The following is a 16974-nucleotide window of genomic DNA, read 5'->3' as shown; positions in this document are numbered from 1 at the left end:
CACAACGACAGGAGACGCTCGCGAGAGGCGAGCCGGTGACAACGCGGGAGGACATGGCGCGTGCCGTCTTTGACTGAGTTCACCGCCTACGGGGACGCCCGGGCCCACTTCTCGAACGCCGCCCTCTGGGCGCTGTTCGACGGGACGCGCGAGGCGATCAACATCGCCCACGAATGCGTCGACCGGCACGCGGCGGACGACGGCCGGGCCGGTGACGGCGTCGCCCTGCGCATCGCCCACGCCGACGGGCGCGACGAGATCGTCACGTTCGCCGAACTCTCCGCCCGCTCCGCCCAGTTCGCCCACGCCCTCAGGGCGCGCGGGATCGCGAAGGGCGACCGCGTCGCGGTCATGCTGGAGCCGTCGATGCCGTTCTACGTCGCCCTCTTCGGCGCGATGAAGGCGGGCGCGGTGGCGGTGCCGATGTTCACCCTCTTCGGCCCCGACGGCATCCGCCTGCGCGTCGACGACTGCGCGCCCCGGCTCCTCTTTACCAACGCGGAGAAGCGCGCCGACGCGGAGGCTGCCGGCGGGACCGAAGTGGTGGTCTGCGACCGCGCGTTCCTGGACGGCCTGTCGGACCTGCCGCGGTCCTTCGCGTGCGACACCGCGGGCGACGACCTCGCCGTGCTGCAGTACACCTCCGGCACGACGCGGCTCCTGCCTGCGGCTGTGCGCCACTCGCACCGCTCCATCGTCACGCTGATGGTGGCCGCGCTCTACGCCACCGGGGTCCGGCCGGGCGACCGCTTCTTCTGCCCGTCCTCGCCGGCCTGGGGGCACGGCCTGTGGCACGGCACCCTGGCGCCCCTCGCGCTCGGCGTCTCGACCGGCACCTTCAGCGGCAGGTTCGACCCCGTCCGTCTGCTCCAGGCGCTCCAGGACTTTTCGATCACCAACCTCTCCGCCGCGGCAACGCACTACCGGATGATGAGGAACTCCGGCCGCGCCGGGGACTTCCGCCTCGCGATCGAGAAGCTCTCCTTTACCGGCGAGCCGCTCGACAGCGAGACGGCCGAGTTCTGCGAGGCGCTCTTCGGCACCCCCGTCTGCAGCATGTACGGCACGACCGAGATCGGCGTGATCCTCGCCAACTACCCGGGCGCCGCCGACTTCGCGGTGCGCCCCGGCTCGCTCGGCAAGCCCGTCCCCGGCGTGACCGTCGAGGTCCACCGGCCGGACGGAACGCCCGCACCCCCAGGCGAGATCGGTGAGCTGATGGTCGAGCGGCGGGGGACGTGGTTCCCCACCAAGGACCTCGGCCGCGTCGACGCCGACGGCTATTTCTACCACGCCGGGCGCGCCGACGACGTCATCATCTCCGCCGGGTGGACCATGAGCGCCGTCGAGATCGAGGACGCGATCCTGAAACATCCCCGCGTCATGGAGGCCGCCGCCATCGGCGTTCCCGACGCGGTGCGCGGCCAGGTGGTCAAGGCCTTCGTCGTCGCGAGGGGGGAGACCACCGAGGCGCTCGCCGGCGAGATCCAGGACCTCGTTCGCACCAACCTCAGCCGCCACGAATATCCGCGCCAGGTCGCCTTCGTCGACGCCCTGCCCAAGACCCCCGCCGGCAAGGTCAACCGCAAGGTCCTGCGCGACAACGAACAACAACATGCCGTCGGCGCGGCCTGACCGCCCGCCACCGCCAGGAGGAATGCCCGATGAACGAGACCGTCCATAGCCGTTTCCCCAAGATCACCCCGGAGGGAATGGACGACCTGCGCGCACGGATCGGCGTCAAGATCGAGAAGACGGTCGAGCCCTGGTGCTACGAGGCGACGCGAGACAACATCCGCCACTACGCGCACGGCATCGGCGACGACAACCCGCTCTGGTGCGACCCCGCCTATGCCCGCACCACGAGGTACGGCGACGTCATCGCCCTGCCGAGCTTCCTCTTCGCGACGAGCCGCATCATCTCCGGCTACGTCGGCGGTCTCGCCGGCGTTCACGCCATGTGGTCCGGGGCCGACTGGACCTGGCACGCGCCCATCCGCCGCAACACCGAGATCCGCACCGAGGCCTGGCTCAAGGACCTCGTCGAGCACGACACCCGCTTCGCCGGCCGTGCCGTCCAGCAGATCTACCACGTCAACTTCTACGACCCGGAGGGCACGCTCCTCGCCGAGGCCGACAGCTGGTGCTTCCGCACCGACCGCGACTACGCCCGCGAGAAGGGGACCAAGTACTCGGCGGTCCGCGCCCGCGAGGCCCGCGTCTATACCGAGGAGGAGCTCGCCGCCTACTACAGGCTCTACGAGGAGGAGACGATCCGCGGCGCCGAGACCCGCTACTGGGACGACGTCGTCGAGGGCGAGCCGCTGCCGACCATGGTCAAGGGGCCGATGACCGTCACCGGCTTCATTGCCTACGCGCAGGGCTGGGGGGGCCTCTACATCCGCGCCAACAAGCTCGCCTGGCGCCAGCAGGCGAACCACCCGGGGCTCGGCATCAAGAACCGCTTCGGCATCCCCGACTGCCCCGAGCGCGTCCACTGGGAGGAGGACTTCGCCCTCGCGGTCGGCGCTCCCGGCGCCTACGACTACGGCCCGGAGCGCTGCTCCTGGCTCACCCACCACGTCACCAACTGGATGGGCGACGACGGCTTCCTCGCCCGCGCCAAGTGCCAGGTGCGCCGCCACAACCCGGAGGGCGACATCGTCCTCATCCACGGCGAGGTCGCACGCAAGTACGAGGAGAACGGCCGCTACCTCGTCGAGATCAGCCAGCGCGCCTCAAACCAGGACGACGAGACGTCCGCCATCGGATCGGCCATCGTCGCGCTGCCGAAGCGCTGAGGCGAGCGCGAATGGCCGCGGGGGCTCGGGCTTCACCAAGGAACAGGGGCGGGCGCCTGTTCCTCGAAGCCACCCGTCGCTGAAGAGAAGCCCGGAGCCGGAGACCGGTTCCGTCAAGGGTTCGCTCCGCCCGGCAAGCCGGCCCTTGACGGAACCGGCCTCCGTCTCTTTTCGGGCTTCAGCGACGGCTGGCTCCGAGGAACAGGCTGAGGGACCGCCTTGCCGTGGCGCGGGGGCGGGGACGCCGTGCCGTTGAGGCGGGCGGGACCGCGCCTCAGGCGAGCGAGACGCGGACCTGTATGCCCTGCGTCTCGGCCGAGCCGGCCGACGTGCGGGCCACCCACTCCTCGAAGCGTTCGCGCAGGTCCGTCAGGAGCCAGCGTGCCGCCGGGCCCGGCCAGTGGTCGCGCTTGTAGGCGGCATAGAGCGGGAACTTCAGCATCCGCCCCCGGTGGATCGCGAGGTCGAGCTCCACCAGCGTGCCGTTGTCGAGGTGCTCGCGCGCGAGGTGCGTCGGCATCGTGCACCAGCCGAGGCCGTTGACCACGAAGTCGAGCCGGTTGAGCTGGTCGATGAACCGCCAGTGCCGTGAGCCGATGACGACGCCGCGATACTTGCGCGTGCGGTCCGTCAGGAGAAGCTGCACGTGCTCGTCCAGCTCGGCCTGGCTGATCGGCCCCTCGATCCGCGCCAGCGGGTGGCTCGCCGCCGCCACCACCGAGATCGGCACGTCCCCGAAGAACTCGCACTCGATCCCGGGCTGCCCGTCATGGGGCGGGGAATAGATCGCGAGCTTGGCGATGTCGTCCTTGAGCGACTGCTCCGGCGCGCCGAGACCCTCGGCGAGGAGCGTCACCGAGACCGACGGATAGCGCCGCTGGAACTCGCTCAGCGAGGCGATGAGCGCCTCCGCCGGGAACACCTGCTCGATGGCGATGGAGATCTCCGGTTCGGCCTCCGACGAGATGCTCGTCGCCCGCGCCTGCAACGCCTCGACGCTGGAGACCACCCGCCTAGCGTCCGCCAGGATGGCGACCCCGGCGTCGGTGAGGCGCGGCAGCTTCTTGGACCGGTCGAAGAGCTGCAGCCCCAGCGCGTCCTCGAGGCCCTGAACCGACTGGCTGACCGCCGACTGGGCGCGGTTCAGCTTGCGCGCGCCTGCCGAGAAGCTTCCCGTCTCGACGACGGTGATCAGGATCTGAAGCTGATCGAGCGAGATCCGGCCCAGCATGACGTCCTCCCGCGGCCGCGCTCTTCCGGCACGTCACCGCGGGGGCAATTCTCGCGGTCCCGCCCGCGGGTGGCAAGCGGCCGCCGCGTCAGAAGCCGTAGAGTTTCGCCGGCGTGTCCACCAGGATGGTCTTGCGCGCCGCCTCGTCCGGGGCCGCCGCGGCGAGGAAGTCGAGGAGCGCGGCGTCGTCCGGCATCTCGTCGTCGGACTTCGTCGGGTGCGGCCAGTCCGAGCCCCACAGCACGCGGCCCTCGGCCGCCCCGGCGAGCGCCGCCGCGAGCGGGCGCATGTCGGCATAGTCGGGCTCGCCGGTCGCGGAGATGTAGTAGACGCCCGACATCTTCACGTAGACGTTCGGCCGCCGCACGAGGCGCAGCAGCGCCTGCACCGCCTCGTGGTCGAGGCCCACCGGCTCGGAGAAGCGGCCCATGTGGTCGAGGACGACCGTCGTCGGGAGATCGGCGAGGAGCGCCTCGTATTGCGGCAGCTCCAGTCCGTCGAGCTGGACCTGGACGTGCCACGGCGATCCGGCGATGCGGCCGGCCATCGTCTTCAGCTCGTCCCAGGAGAGCATGCCGCCCCGCATCTGGTGGAAACGGAAGCCGCGCGCACCCTTCCGCCACAGCGCGTCGAGCTCGGCCTCCGGAATGTCGACCGGCACCGTCACCACCGCCCGTGCCGTGTCGCCGAGGTCGGCGACGGCGTCCATCGTGCAGGAATTGTCGAAGCCGTAGGTCACGGGCTGCACGATCACCGTCCGCTCGAGGCCGAGGCGTGCCTGCACCTTGCGGTAGTCGGCCACCGTGCGGTCGGGCGGGAAGAGGTAGGCCTTCTCCGACGTCGGGTAGCGGTTGTCGTAGATGTGCATGTGCGTGTCGCACGCCCCCGCCGGCACCGCGATGCGCGGGCGGGAGAGGGCGTCGGTGGTATCTGGCGCGGCCATGGCGGTTCTCGTCGGTTCTCGTCAGTTGAGGAGGGTGTCTTTGAAGGTGTGGCCGTCGTATTCCGTCCGGAACACGCCGCGCCGCTGGAGGATCGGCACGACCTGGTCGACGAAGTCCTCCACGCTCCTGAGGTTCGTCGTCGGCGTCACGTTGAAGCCGTGGCAGCCGCTCGCGCGCCAGATGGTCTCCAGCCGCTCGGCCACCTGCTCGGGCGTGCCGACGATCTGCGCCATCCCGGTCGAGGCGCCGAAGATGCGGGCGGCGTCGCGGATCGTCGCCTCGCGGTCGCCCGCCATCGAGGCGAGCGCCATCAGCATGCCGCGCGAGGCGTCGGTGGTCTGCTCGGCGAGCGGGGTGTCCATGTCGAGGGTGCTGAAGTCGATGCCGAGCGTGCCGGACATGCGGCAGAGCGCGGCGTCGAGAGGCACGCGCTCGGCAATCTCCACCTGCCGCGCGCGCGCCTCGGCCTCGGTGCCGCCGAGGACGCACTGGACGCCGAAGGTGACGCCGGGCGCGTCGCGCCGGCCCGCCGCGGCCGCCGCCTCGTTGAAGGACTTCACGAACTTCACCATGCCCTCCTCGCGCGGCTGGATGGAGAAGACGACGTCGGCGTGCTTCATCGCGAACTGCTGGCCCCGGCCGGAGGTGCCTGCCTGGAAGAGCACCGGGCGACCCTGGCGCGAGGGGAGCGTCGGCGGAACCGCGTGGCAGCGGAAATGCTCGCCGTCGAAGTCGACGACGTCGACATGGGCGGGGTCGGCGTAGATGCCGCCGTCCCGGTCGGCGAGGACGGCCGCCTGGTCGACGCCGTTCCAGAGGCGGTAGCAGACCTCCATGTACTCGTCGGCGTGGTCGTAGCGGGCGTCGTGCTCGAGCTGGGGGATGCCGAGCGCGCGGTGCTCGCCCCTGAGGTGTCCCGAGACGATGTTCCAGCCCATCCGCCCGCCGCTCATGTAGTCGAGCGTCGAGATCCGCCGGACCGTCGTGTACGGGTGGCTGCCGGAGGTCGATGCGGTGACGGCGAGGCCGAGGTGCTCGGTCTCCGCGAGCATCACGCTCACCGGGGCCATCGGGTCGTAGCACGGCCAGGTGACGCCGTAGCGCACGTAGTCGTCGAGGCTGTCGCGGTAGCGGTCGAAGCCGCCGGGCGTGTCGGCGAAGAAGGCGCCGTCGAAGCAGCCGCGCTCCAGCGTCCGGGCGAGCCGCTTCCAGTGCTCGAAGGTCGCCAACCCGTCGACGCGGTCGTCCTCCGGATCGGTCCAGCTCATGATGGAGTGGTTGATCGGGCTGTGCATGTAGAACCCGATCAGATGCATTTGTTTCGTCACGGCATGGCTACTTTCTTGAGGTGGCCGGGCGCGGGCTCGGGGGCCGTCGCCGCGCGGCGCATCGGCTGGTCGGGTGAGCGGGTGTCGATCAGGCATTCGGGGCGCGCGGCGGAGAGGTCCGGCCACCCCATCTGCCCCATGAGAAGGTCGATCTCCTGGCGGAGAATCCTGAAGACGTGGGCGACGCCCGGCTCGCCCGCCGCCGCCGCGCCGAACATCGCCGGCCGCCCGACGAGCGCCGCCCTGGCGCCGAGGCACAGGAGCTTGCCGATGTCGGAGCCGCGCCGGACGCCGCTGTCGACGAGGATCTCCATTCGCCCGCCGGTCGCCTCGACGATCGCCGGCAGCATCTCGATCGGCGCCGGCGCCGAGTCGAGCTGGCGGCCGCCATGGTTGGAGACGACGAGGCCGTCGGCACCGATGGCCTGCGCCCGCCGCGCGTCGTCCGGGTGGAGGACGCCCTTCACGGCGAGCGGGCCCGGCCATGCGGCGCGCACCGCCTCCAGGATCTCCCAGGTCTGGCCGGGCGCGGGTGTCTCGGTGCCGTAGAGGTCGGCGACGTCGTCGGCGCTGGCGCCGGCGGCGGCGTAGGGCTGCCAGTTCTGCATCATCGGGATGCCGCCCTCGCGCAGGTAGGCGAGGGTCCACGCCGGGCGCGAGAGGCCCTGCAGGATGACGTCCGGCGTCATCTTCATGGGGCGGCGGAAGCCGTTGCGCATGTTGCGTTCGCGCTTGCCGATGACGGGGGTGTCGATGGTCATCACGAGGACCGGGACGTCGAGCGCCGTGGCGCGTCGCACGAGGTCCATCGTGATGTCGGGATTGCGCGTCCCGTAGATCTGGAACCACGTCGTGCCGGGCGCTTCCTTCACCGCCGCCTCGATGGAATCGCAGCTCGCGCTCGACATGATGTAGGGAACGCCCGCCTTCGCCGCGGCGCGCGCGATCATGAGGTCGGCGCCCTTGCGGAAGAAACCGGCGAGGCCCATCGGCGAGACGCCGAACGGGGCGGTGTACTCGCGCCCGAAGAGCGTCACCGTCTGCGGCCGGCTGGCGACGTCGACGAGGTAGCGCGGCAGGAGCTTGTAGCGGTCGAACTCGGAGCGGTTTCGGGCGAGGCCGACCTCGCCCTCGACGCCGCCGTCGATGAAGTCGTACGCGATGCGCGGCAGCGCCTGCCGGGCGAGGCGTGCCATGTCTTCCACACAGACGGCTTGTTCGAGTTTCATGGCGTTGATGTCCGGAAAAGGGGTCGGGAGACGACCCCGGCCGCGCGGGCGGCCGGAGCCGGAAGAGCGGTTACTTGCCGAGCGCGTCGCGGATCCGGGCGAGCGCCTCGGCACCGTCGGGACCGGCGTCCTTGGCCCAGTTCTCCCAGTAGCCGACGAAATCGCTCTCGTAGCGCTTGATGTCCTCGGCCGACGCGTCGACGATCTCGAGTTCCTCGCGCAGCGTCGACAGCGACTCGTCGTTCGCCGCCTTCAGCGCGTCGGCCATGGCCGGGCGGATCTCCGCGACGGTGGCCTCGAGGATGCCGCGCATGTCCTCCGGGAGCTCGTCGTACATCTCGGCGTTGACGAGGGTGTACTCGGGCGCGCCGTGCAGGTCGCAGATGTACCCCCAGTCGAGGAACTCGGTCCATTTGGAGCCGGTGATGTTGGCCGCGCCGGTGAACACCGCGTCGATGACGCCCCGGTTCATCGCCTCCGGCACCTCCGGCGTCGTCAGGGTGACGGGGGCGCCGCCGAAGTGACGGATGACGTCGCTCTGCTCCGGACTGGAGCCGCGGGCGCTCTGGTTGTCGAGGTCCTCGAGCTTCGTCATCGGCGTGCCGCGGCCGTAGAGGTTCTGCGGCCAGTTCTCGCCGTTCCACATCAGCACCCTGGCGCCGAACCTGCCGACGGCGGCCTCGACGTAGGGAAGGAGCACCTCCATGCCCTTCAGCGTCTCCTCGCGGTTGCGCATCAGGAAGGGAAGGCCCGGCATCGCCGCGATCTTGGTGGTGCCGGCGATGAAGCCCTGGTAGCCGAGCGCCATCGCCACCTGGCCCTGGCCGGCGACCGTGACGGCCTCGGTCGCGCTGAACGGCATCTCGCCCGCGGTCCTGACGGTGATGTCGAGCTCGCCGTTGGTGCGCTTGCCGACCTCCTCGGCGAACCTGGTGTAGAGCCTGGTGTAGGCGTGGCCGGGGCCGTAGTAGATCGTGAAGTCCCACCGGATGGGGCCGGCGAAGGCCCGGGGCCCGGTCGCCGTGACGATGGCGAGCGCGCCGATCCCTTTCAGAACCGACCGCCGCGCTGGACGAACTCGGATCATAGTTGTCCTCCCTTATGTTTTTATTGGTCTTTCATCGGCCGCCCACATGCGCGGGGAGCCAGAGCGCGAGGTCCGGCACCAGCCACAGCAGCATGAGGAAGGCGAACATCAGCACGACGTAGGGAAGCGCCCCGCGGGCGACGGCCGCGTAGGGCGTGCCGCCGCTCATGCCGTGGAGCACGAAGAGGTTGAGGCCGATCGGCGGCGTGATCATCCCGATCTCGATCAGGATCACCACCACCACGCCGAACCAGACGAGGTCGAACCCGGCACCCACCACGATCGGGAAGAGGACCGGGAGCGTCAGCAGCATCATCGACGCCCCGTCGATCAGGCAGCCGAGCAGGATGTAGAGCGCGACGATCGCCAGGAAGAGGACGAAGGTCGGCAGCTGCAGCGAGATCACGTACTCGGTCAGGGAGCGGCTGACGCCGGAGTAGACGAGGCAGTGCGAGAAGATCTGCGCCGCCACCACGATGACGAGCACCATGCAGGTGGTGCGCACCGCCTCCATGTGCGCCTGCTTCAGGTTGGCCCAGCTGAGCCCGCCGTAGAGCGCCGCGATGACGAGGCTGGCCAGCACGCCGATGGCCGCCGCCTCCGTCGCCGTCGCCCAGCCGAGGTAGATCGAGCCCATGACGGCGAGGATCAGCGAGACGAGCGGCAGCACGTCGAGGAGCGAGCGCAGGCTCGGCCGTTCCGTCGTCTCCTCCACCGGCGCCAGTTCGCGCCGGGCGGTGCAGCGCACGGCGATGTAGCCCATGAAAACGAGCGCCAGGAGGATGCCCGGAACGACGCCCGCCATGAAGAGCTTGGCGACCGACACGTCCACGAGCGAGGCGTAGATGATCATCACGATGCTGGGCGGGATGAGGATGCCGAGCGTCCCGCCCGCCGCCAGCGAGCCGAAGATCATGCCGGGATCGTAACCGCGCCGCTTCAGCTCCGGGATCGTCACCGTGCCGATGGTCCCGGCGGTCGCGACGCTCGACCCGGAGGCGGCGGCGAACACGCTGCAGGCGACGATGTTGGACTGGAGGAGCCCGCCCGGCAGGACGCGCATCCAGGTGGCGAGGGCGGCGTAGAACCGCTCGGCGACGCCGCACCGCAGGATGACGGCGCCCATCACGATGAACATCGGGACGGGGCTGAGGGTGAAGCTGTTGATGGAGTTCCAGCTGATCGAGCCGAGCGCCAGGAAGGTGCGCGTGCCGCCTTCCAGGTAGAGCCCGGTCATGCCCGTCGTCATCAGCGCGATGGCGATCCAGACGCCCGACGCCAGCAGCGCGAAGAGCGTGACGATGGCGAAGACGGAGAAGCCGACCCAGGTCATAGCGGGCCCGCCGCCTGCTCGGCCGCGAAGTGCGCGGCCTTGTCCTCCGCCGCGGCGAAGCCGAGGAGGAGGGCGGCCGAACGCACCGTGTGGGCGGCCATGGTCAGGGTGAGGAGCCCGGCGCCGAGCGGCATCGCGAGCTGCGGGATCCACAGCGGCGTGCGCGAGACGTAGATCGACGTCACGCCCGTCGCCATGTTCTGCGAGACGAAGCGGACGAGATAGTAGGAGTAGACGAGCAGCGTCGCCGTCGCGATCGCCGCGATGACCACGTTGACGAGGCGCAGGAGCGTCCCCTTCAGCGCGCCGTGGACCACCTCCACGCGGATGAAGCCGCCGCAGCGGAACGTCCAGGCGAGGCCGAGGTAGACGGTGCTGACGAGGAGGTAGCCCGCGAACTCCGAGGCGATCAGCGTCGAGGCGCCGAGCGTCGCGCGCAAGATCACCTCGAGGCTGACGAGCGCCGTCATCGCGACGATGGAGAGCGCCGAGACCGCCATCGCGGCGGTGTCCAGTGTGCGCAGGACGCGGTCCGCGCCCTCGGCGAGGCGCATCGCGTCCGACGGTTCGGGTGCGAGGACCCGGTCGTGCTGGTCGTTACGAGATCCCAGAGCCAACTTTCAGCCTCTGCCCATCCGATCCCGGCCACTCGGCCGGCCGGTCATGTCCTTGAACTGCGCGCCGATCGACTTGTCCGTCCGCATGGGGCGGCGGTAATTGTTGTCTGTCGACCGGAGAGCGCGTCTCCCGTGGGCGGCGACCCCGAATTGCCGGGCGATCGCAGTCCATTGCAGCGATTGTGACGGGTGGGCCGCACGAGCAAAAGCCATCTTCTTCTGATGACATCCATCGGCAAAAGTGATGGTTCGCATGCTTGAGCCCGCGCCTGTGGCGATTGGTTCACGTCTGCCATTGACGATCGCGATGACGACGCGTTCCGGCCTCGAAGTCACTTGATCCCGGCGGCGATCCCGGTAGCCTGTCCGTGGCGCCGCCCGAGCCGCCGGCATGGCGGGGACGGCGGCGCTGCGGCAATGGCCGCTTCTTCGAGGACCGCAATCCCGTGCTCCGTATCGCCGTCTCATCCCTCGCCGGGCGTGGGACGGGTGTGCGGGCATCCCGGACGCCGGAGCGCGGCCGGAGCGTTGCGGACCCCTCCGACCCGGAAACACGAACCCTGCCCGTCGTGGCGGAACAAAGGTGAGCAATCCATGCGGATCATCGTTTACGGCGTGGGCGCCATCGGCGGCGCGGTCGCTGCGGCGCTGACGCTGGCGGGACGCGACGTCGTGGGCATCGCGCGGGGCAAGCGTCTCGCGGCCCTCAAGGAGAACGGGCTGAACTTCCGCACGCCCGAGTGGGAGAAGCGGGTCCACTTCCCCTGCGTCGCCGACCCGACCGAGATCGAGTTCGGCCCGGACGACGCCATCCTGCTGACGATGAAGACCCAGGACACCATCGCCGCGCTCGACCGGCTGCGCGCCGCCGGCGTCACCGCGCAGCCGATCTTCTGCCTGCAGAACGGCGTCACCAACGAGCGCCTCGTGCTGCGCCGCTTCCCGGAGGTGCACGGCGTCACCGTCCGCATGCCGGCCTTCATCGCCGATCCGGACGATGCCTGCGCCTTCTCCGGCCCCAAGCACGGCATCTTCGACGTCGGCCGCTATCCCAAGGGCTCCAACCGCCACGACGAGGCGCTGGCCGAGGCCCTCAACGCGGCCAACATCGCCACCGACGTCAACGACGACGTGATGCCGTCGAAGTACGGCAAGCTGTTCGTCAACCTCAACAACATCCTGGAGGCGACGCTCGGGCGCGGGGTGAAGTGCGAGCGGCTCTACAGCCACGTCTGCGCCGAGGCGGAGGCCGTGCTGAAGGCCGCCGGAATCGCCTGGCAGGACGTCGGCGAAGACGACGAGCGGCGCAAGAAGTTCATGAAGTTCAGCCCCATCGAGGGCGTGACCTACGACGGCGGCTCCACCACGCAGAGCCTCATGCGCGGCGCCGGCTCCGTCGAGACGGACTTCATGAACGGCGAGATCGTGCTCATGGCGCGCCTCAACGGGATGGAGGCTCCGGCCAACGCCTTCCTCGTCGACCTCGCCGCCCGCCTCGCCCGCGAGGGGCTGAAGCCGGGGGCCATCACCGTGGAAGACCTCGAGGCGCAGATGGCGGCTGCCGGCGCCCTCGTCGACGCCTGACCCGCTGCACGGCCCCGCACACGACCGCGAGGCCGCGCCCGCCCGTTCCACGATCGGGAGGGGCGGGCTGGAGGGCGGGCCGGACGGAGGCGGCGTGCGTCCGCTCTCCCGCCCGGGCTCTCGCCGCGTGAGTCGCGGCCCGGGCCCGGACCGCGTCATCCGCGGCCCAGCATCAGGCCGGGGAGCCATAGCGTGATCTGCGGGAAGGCGATCAGGAGCGTCAGCACGACGAGCTCCATGATGATGAACGGCGTCAGTCCGCGGAACACCTCGCCGAGCCGAACACCCGACTGGCCCGCCGCCACGTAGGCGTTGAGGCCGAGCGGCGGCGTGATCAGCCCGATCTCCACCGTCTTGGTGACGACGATGCCGAACCAGACCGGGTCGAAGTCCAGCGCCATCGCGGCCGGGAAGGCGAGGGGCATCGCCAGCGACAGGATCGCCAGCTGGTCCATGAACATGCCCATCACCAGGAGGACGAGGACCATCATCGACAGGATGGCGTATGCCGGCAGGCCGCTCCCTTCGATGGCCGACAGGAGATCCTGGGTGACGCGCGTGAAGGACAGGTAGTTGGCGAAGATGTGCGAGCAGGCGATGATGGTAACGATCATCACGGTCGCCCGCACCGCCGTGCTCACCGACGGCGCGAGGGACGCCAGCCGCAGCGAGCGCTGCGCGAGGCCGAGGACAAGCGCCCCCATCACCCCGAACGCGGCCGCCTCCGACGGCGAGGCGATGCCGCCGTAGATGACGCCGATCACTGCCACGATGAGGAGCACCATCGGCACCACGTGCCGCGACGCGCGCAGCGCGTGGCCGAGCCGGAAGGGTTCGCCCCGCGGCGCGTAGTCCGTGGTGTGCGAGACGATCTTGATGACGGTCGAGATGCCCAGGGCCGTCATCAGCCCCGGCACGATGCCGGCGATGAAGAGCTTGCCGATGGAGGTCTCCGTCAGCACCCCGTAGACGACGAGGACGATGGAGGGCGGCACCACCACCGCCAGCGTGCCGCCGACGCTGACGACCGCCGTCGCGAGGCGGTCGTTGTACTTGTGGCGGCGCATCTCGGGGTAGGCGGAGGTCGCCATCGCCGCCGTGGAGGCGGTGCTGGAGCCGATCAGCGCCGCGAGCAGCACCGAGGCGCCGACGGTCGCCACCGCGAGTCCGCCCCGCACATGGCCGACCCAGGCCTGGCAGGCGAGGATGGCGCGGCGTGTGACCTGGCCGGCGGTCAGGAGCTCGGCCATCAGGATGAAGAGCGGGATCGCCACCAGGATGAACGAGGCGGTGGTGTCGATGAACACCCGCTCCAGCACGGCGAGCGCCGGGCGGGTGCCGATCTGGATGGCGAGTCCCGCCGTCCCGGCGATGCCCATGGCGAACGCCACGGGCATGCGCACCAGCATCAGGACGGCGAGGACGATGACGAGGATGGCTAGGGACAGCATCGTCGCTCAGGGGCTACGGAACAGGAGGATGGACGATCGCGCGCCTCAGTTCGCCGATAGGCTCGTGTAGCGCTCCATGGTCGGCGCGGCGTCCTTGTTGCGGCCGCCGATCCGGTCCAGCCAGTCCTGCCGGACGGCGCCCATCGCCTCGTTCAGCGTGTCGAGTTCGGCGTCGCTGAAGGTGTAGATGTCGATCCCGGCGGCGGCCCATTCGTCGGCGAGCTTGGCCTGGGCGTCGTCCTGCACCTTGGCGGCGTGTCTCGCGGTCTCGGCGCCGAGCTCGAGGAGGACCTTCTGCTCGTCCTCCGGCAGGCCCTCGAAGACGTCCTTGTTCATGACGAGCATGAGGAGCGAGCCGCCGAACGAGCCGTTCGTGGAGATGTGCTGCGTCACCTCCTGCAGGTTGTAGCCGGGCACGGAGGGGAGCGGGAAGAGGACCGCGTCGAGGCGGCCGCGCTCCACTCCGGTATAGACCTCGGGGCCGGGCATCGACACGCCGGCGCCGCCGAGGCTGCGGGCGATCAGCGCCTGAGCCGCGCCGCTGGTGCGGATGTTCTTGTTGGTCCACGCGTCGAGCGCGCCCATCCGCTCGGCCTTGGAGAGCACCTGGTAGGGCGGCAGCGCGACGGCGAAGATGGGCACGACGCCGGCCTCGAGGAGCTCGTCGCGGGTGGCGCCCTCGTCGATCATCGCCTGCAGCGCCTCGGTGCCCCTGTCGGCGGTGTCGTAGAAGCCGGGCAGGCCGACGATGGACCACAGCGGCAGCTTTTCGGACGTGTAGAAGGGCTGGATCAGCGCGACGTCGAGGATGCCGTTGGCGACCGCGTCCAGCAGCGCGTCGGCCTTGGCGCCCTGCTCGGACGGGAAGTGGGTGAACGTCACGGCGCCTTCGGTGGCGGCCTCGACGTCCTTCATCCACTTCTGCGTCCCGTTCACCGAGACGATGTGGGTGGTGGACTGGAAGTCGCCGAGGCGCAGGTCGGTGGCCTGCGCGGGGAGGCTGAACGCCCCGGCGGAGAGGACGGCGGCGGTCGCGGCGGCGGCGAGGGTGGCCTTAAATTTCATTGATGTCTCCTCCTGTGTTGGTGGCAAGGGCGCTTGGCGCGCCTCGTTTTACGAGCTCCACGAGGAGCCGGACGGCGAGAAGGCCGGTGCCGACGGGGACCGGCAGGTACGCCCACCCCAGCGGCCAGTCGATGACGCCGAACTCGATGGATCCCTTGGCGAACGCCTCGACCGCATGCCGGCCCGAGACGTAGGCGACCGTCAGGAAGAAGGCGGCGGACGCGGCGAGCACGAGCCGTCTGACGACGGGCCAGAGGGGGCCGAGGAGGGAGGGCGTGTCGACCTCGAGGGCGAGGTGCCCGCCGTCGCGGAACACGCGTGCGAGCGAGAGCGTCGCCAGGGACGGCATCAGGTAGAGCTCGGTCAGCTCGAACTGCATCTCCAGCGGGCGCAGGCCCACGACACGCGAGATGATGTCGGCGTTGATGAGCACGGCGACGACGACGAGCGCTGTGCAGCCGAGGGCGTGCAACAGGTCTTCGACGCGGCGCAGCATCGCTTCGGCACGCGGCATGGCCTTCTCCGGCGCTTCCTCATGTCACCGGCGCCGAGTGCGATTTCCGGGTGCGCCGATGCCGCCCGCACGGGGGTCCCGGCGGGCCACTTTTTCTTGTTGGGGGCATCGAACCATCGCCCCTCAACGTTGTCAATACGCAACGTTTATTGTACAGGTACAATTATTGCCGGGCGAGCGGGTGGACCGGAAGGGACCGGCCCGGGCTGACGCCGTCGCAGAAGAATCTCCTCCACATTCGCATCGTGCCCAGCACACGCTTTCGACAATGCGCACCGACACTCACGAAATGGGCTGGATCTCCTAAGGCGCTATTGGTATACTAGAAGGATACCAGTCGTCAAATCCAGGCGACTCGCGGCCCTCCGCCGGCGCCGGGCCCTCTCGCAAAGGAGGGCCGGGCCGCACGGGAGGCGGGCCGGCGCAACAACAAGAACGACCGGAGGACGGGCGATGGCCCACATGCATCTCGTGCACATGTTCTTCCACTCGCCGATCACCCACACGGCGCTGAGCTGGGCCAGTCCCGAGGACGGCCAGCTCGCCGGCATGGGCAGCTTCGGCTACTGGCAGGACCTGGCGCGCACGCTGGAGCGGGGCGGTTTCGACGCGGCCTTCTTCGCCGACACGCCCGCCGCCTCCGACCAGTACAAGGACGGTCCCGAGACGCCGATCACCTACGGCGTCGTCTGGCCGACCCACGACCCGATGCCGGTCGCGGCGGTGATGCTGGCGGCCACCACGCACCTCGGCGTCGGCGTCACCCTGTCGATCACCGGCAACCCGCCCTTCCTCGCCTACCGCCGCCTGTCGACGCTCGACTACATGAGCGGCGGGCGGCTCGGCTGGAACGTCGTCACCGGCCACATGCGGGCCGAGCACAGGGCCGTGGGGCAGGACCTCGTCGGCCATGACGAGCGCTACGACGTCGCCGACGAGTTCATGGAGATCTGCAACGCGCTGTGGGACAGCTTCGCCCCCGGCGCGCTGCCGATGGACAAGGAGTCCGGCATCCTCGGCGATCCCTCGCGGATCGCGCGGGTGAAGCATGTCGGGAAATACTTCCGCTGCGAGGCGGTCTCGCCGACCCTGCCTTCGCCGCAGGGCGGGCGGCCGGTGATCTTCCAGGCGGGGTCCTCGGGCCGCGGGATGGAGTTCGCCGTCAAGCACGCGGACGGGATCTTCGCCATCCAGCCGCACCTCAAGGCGATGCGCGCCTTCCGCGAGCGCTTCGACGCGGCGGCGGCGGCGGGCGGGCGGGAGCCCATCGGCATCCTCTTCGGCCTCCAGTACGTGATCGGCAGCACCGAGGAGGAGGCCCGGCGCCGGCTGGAGGCGCTGCGCGAGCGCGTTCCCCTAGACGCCGGCCTCAGCCGCCTGTCGGCCCCTCTCGGGATCGACTGCAGCACCCTCGACCCCGATCAGCCGCTGGAGGAGGTTCCGACCGAGGCCTCGCGCGGGATGGCCGCCGCGCTCGTCCAGATCGGCAGCGACACCGGCCGCAAGGTCACCGTGCGCGAGGCGGCGATCCAGATGGGCCTCACGGTCGGCCTGCCGCAGGTCGTCGGCTCGCCGGAGCAGATCGCCGACGCGCTGGAGCACTACTGGCGCGAAAGCGGCGGCTATGGCTTCAACCTCAGCGCGGCGACCAAGCCGGGCATGATCGAGGAATTCGTCGACCACGTCGTGCCGATCCTGCGCAAGCGCGGCCTGGTGCGGCCCGAATACACGGGCTCCACGCTCCGTGAAAACCTGGCGGCCTAACGGCGATCAACAGCCGGCGGCCGAAA

14 protein-coding genes are annotated in these 16974 nt (G+C 70.0%); 4 read left to right on the top strand and 10 right to left on the bottom strand.

Annotated elements, in window-relative coordinates; translation table 11 throughout:
* The first annotated feature begins 60 nt into the window (after positions 1-60).
* Positions 61-1635 (top strand): acetate--CoA ligase, encoded by a 1575-nt coding sequence (locus tag DLJ53_RS13885; RefSeq protein WP_111346048.1) that lies wholly within the window; start codon positions 61-63, stop codon positions 1633-1635.
* A gap of 29 nt (positions 1636-1664) precedes the next feature.
* Positions 1665-2801, top strand: coding sequence for an FAS1-like dehydratase domain-containing protein (locus DLJ53_RS13880; RefSeq protein WP_111346047.1), 1137 nt, complete (start codon positions 1665-1667; stop codon positions 2799-2801).
* A gap of 274 nt (positions 2802-3075) precedes the next feature.
* Here the strand turns inward: DLJ53_RS13880 and DLJ53_RS13875 are convergent, their stop codons facing one another.
* The 7 genes from DLJ53_RS13875 to DLJ53_RS13845 all read right to left on the bottom strand — a co-directional run bounded on the left by DLJ53_RS13875 (position 3076) and on the right by DLJ53_RS13845 (position 10570).
* Positions 3076-4032, bottom strand: a complete 957-nt coding sequence (locus tag DLJ53_RS13875) for a LysR family transcriptional regulator (RefSeq protein ID WP_111346045.1) — start codon at positions 4030-4032, stop codon at positions 3076-3078.
* Between the two features lie 88 nt (positions 4033-4120).
* Positions 4121-4975 (bottom strand): amidohydrolase family protein, encoded by an 855-nt coding sequence (locus DLJ53_RS13870; RefSeq protein WP_111346044.1) that lies wholly within the window; start codon positions 4973-4975, stop codon positions 4121-4123.
* Positions 4976-4996: 21 nt separating this feature from the next.
* Positions 4997-6292, bottom strand: a complete 1296-nt coding sequence (locus tag DLJ53_RS13865; RefSeq protein ID WP_202913128.1) for an NtaA/DmoA family FMN-dependent monooxygenase — start codon at positions 6290-6292, stop codon at positions 4997-4999.
* A gap of 8 nt (positions 6293-6300) precedes the next feature.
* Entirely contained in the window at positions 6301-7533 is a 1233-nt protein-coding gene (locus DLJ53_RS13860; protein WP_111346041.1) for an alpha-hydroxy acid oxidase, read from the bottom strand.
* Positions 7534-7603: 70 nt separating this feature from the next.
* Positions 7604-8620, bottom strand: a complete 1017-nt coding sequence (locus tag DLJ53_RS13855) for a TRAP transporter substrate-binding protein (protein WP_111346039.1) — start codon at positions 8618-8620, stop codon at positions 7604-7606.
* Positions 8621-8651: 31 nt separating this feature from the next.
* Positions 8652-9953, bottom strand: coding sequence for a TRAP transporter large permease (locus tag DLJ53_RS13850; RefSeq protein ID WP_111346038.1), 1302 nt, complete (start codon positions 9951-9953; stop codon positions 8652-8654).
* Positions 9950-10570: a TRAP transporter small permease gene (locus DLJ53_RS13845; protein WP_146619949.1), complete on the bottom strand. Its 621-nt coding sequence runs from the start codon at positions 10568-10570 to the stop codon at positions 9950-9952. The genes DLJ53_RS13850 and DLJ53_RS13845 overlap by 4 nt, the downstream gene beginning before the upstream one ends.
* Positions 10571-11164: 594 nt before the next feature.
* Here DLJ53_RS13845 and DLJ53_RS13840 point away from each other — a divergent pair.
* Positions 11165-12154 (top strand): ketopantoate reductase family protein, encoded by a 990-nt coding sequence (locus DLJ53_RS13840; RefSeq protein ID WP_111346034.1) that lies wholly within the window; start codon positions 11165-11167, stop codon positions 12152-12154.
* Positions 12155-12309: 155 nt separating this feature from the next.
* Here the strand turns inward: DLJ53_RS13840 and DLJ53_RS13835 are convergent, their stop codons facing one another.
* Genes DLJ53_RS13835 through DLJ53_RS13825 form a run of 3 tightly spaced genes read right to left on the bottom strand, consistent with a single transcriptional unit; the run spans position 12310 to position 15184 of the window.
* A complete protein-coding gene (locus DLJ53_RS13835) occupies positions 12310-13605 on the bottom strand; it encodes a TRAP transporter large permease (RefSeq protein WP_111346032.1) in 1296 nt (431 codons plus the stop codon).
* 45 nt (positions 13606-13650) lie between these two features.
* A complete protein-coding gene (locus tag DLJ53_RS13830; RefSeq protein ID WP_111346030.1) occupies positions 13651-14670 on the bottom strand; it encodes a TRAP transporter substrate-binding protein in 1020 nt (339 codons plus the stop codon).
* Complete coding sequence (locus DLJ53_RS13825) at positions 14660-15184, bottom strand: TRAP transporter small permease (protein ID WP_111346028.1); 525 nt, start codon at positions 15182-15184, stop codon at positions 14660-14662. The genes DLJ53_RS13830 and DLJ53_RS13825 overlap by 11 nt, the downstream gene beginning before the upstream one ends.
* A gap of 453 nt (positions 15185-15637) precedes the next feature.
* On the opposite strand from DLJ53_RS13825, the gene DLJ53_RS13820 reads away from it, so the two are divergent.
* Entirely contained in the window at positions 15638-16948 is a 1311-nt protein-coding gene (locus DLJ53_RS13820; RefSeq protein WP_111346027.1) for an NtaA/DmoA family FMN-dependent monooxygenase, read from the top strand.
* Positions 16949-16974 lie beyond the last annotated feature (26 nt).

Origin of the sequence: Acuticoccus sediminis (assembly GCF_003258595.1) — a bacterium.
Taxonomy (GTDB): Bacteria; Pseudomonadota; Alphaproteobacteria; order Rhizobiales; family Amorphaceae; genus Acuticoccus; species Acuticoccus sediminis.
The sequence above is the reverse complement of the archived record's forward strand: the minus strand, read 5'-3'. Positions and strand labels throughout refer to the sequence as shown.

What these genes read in the sequence shown, in the direction of transcription:
- DLJ53_RS13870 (WP_111346044.1), bottom strand. Translation starts at nt 4,975, where the DNA reads ATGGCCGCGCCAGATACCACCGACGCCCTCTCCCGCCCGCGCATCGCG.
- DLJ53_RS13825 (WP_111346028.1), bottom strand. Translation starts at nt 15,184, where the DNA reads ATGCCGCGTGCCGAAGCGATGCTGCGCCGCGTCGAAGACCTGTTGCAC.
- DLJ53_RS13860 (WP_111346041.1), bottom strand. Translation starts at nt 7,533, where the DNA reads ATGAAACTCGAACAAGCCGTCTGTGTGGAAGACATGGCACGCCTCGCC.
- DLJ53_RS13820 (WP_111346027.1), top strand. Translation starts at nt 15,638, where the DNA reads ATGGCCCACATGCATCTCGTGCACATGTTCTTCCACTCGCCGATCACC.
- DLJ53_RS13830 (WP_111346030.1), bottom strand. Translation starts at nt 14,670, where the DNA reads ATGAAATTTAAGGCCACCCTCGCCGCCGCCGCGACCGCCGCCGTCCTC.
- DLJ53_RS13855 (WP_111346039.1), bottom strand. Translation starts at nt 8,620, where the DNA reads ATGATCCGAGTTCGTCCAGCGCGGCGGTCGGTTCTGAAAGGGATCGGC.
- DLJ53_RS13865 (WP_202913128.1), bottom strand. Translation starts at nt 6,292, where the DNA reads ATGCATCTGATCGGGTTCTACATGCACAGCCCGATCAACCACTCCATC.
- DLJ53_RS13835 (WP_111346032.1), bottom strand. Translation starts at nt 13,605, where the DNA reads ATGCTGTCCCTAGCCATCCTCGTCATCGTCCTCGCCGTCCTGATGCTG.
- DLJ53_RS13850 (WP_111346038.1), bottom strand. Translation starts at nt 9,953, where the DNA reads ATGACCTGGGTCGGCTTCTCCGTCTTCGCCATCGTCACGCTCTTCGCG.
- DLJ53_RS13880 (WP_111346047.1), top strand. Translation starts at nt 1,665, where the DNA reads ATGAACGAGACCGTCCATAGCCGTTTCCCCAAGATCACCCCGGAGGGA.
- DLJ53_RS13840 (WP_111346034.1), top strand. Translation starts at nt 11,165, where the DNA reads ATGCGGATCATCGTTTACGGCGTGGGCGCCATCGGCGGCGCGGTCGCT.
- DLJ53_RS13875 (WP_111346045.1), bottom strand. Translation starts at nt 4,032, where the DNA reads ATGCTGGGCCGGATCTCGCTCGATCAGCTTCAGATCCTGATCACCGTC.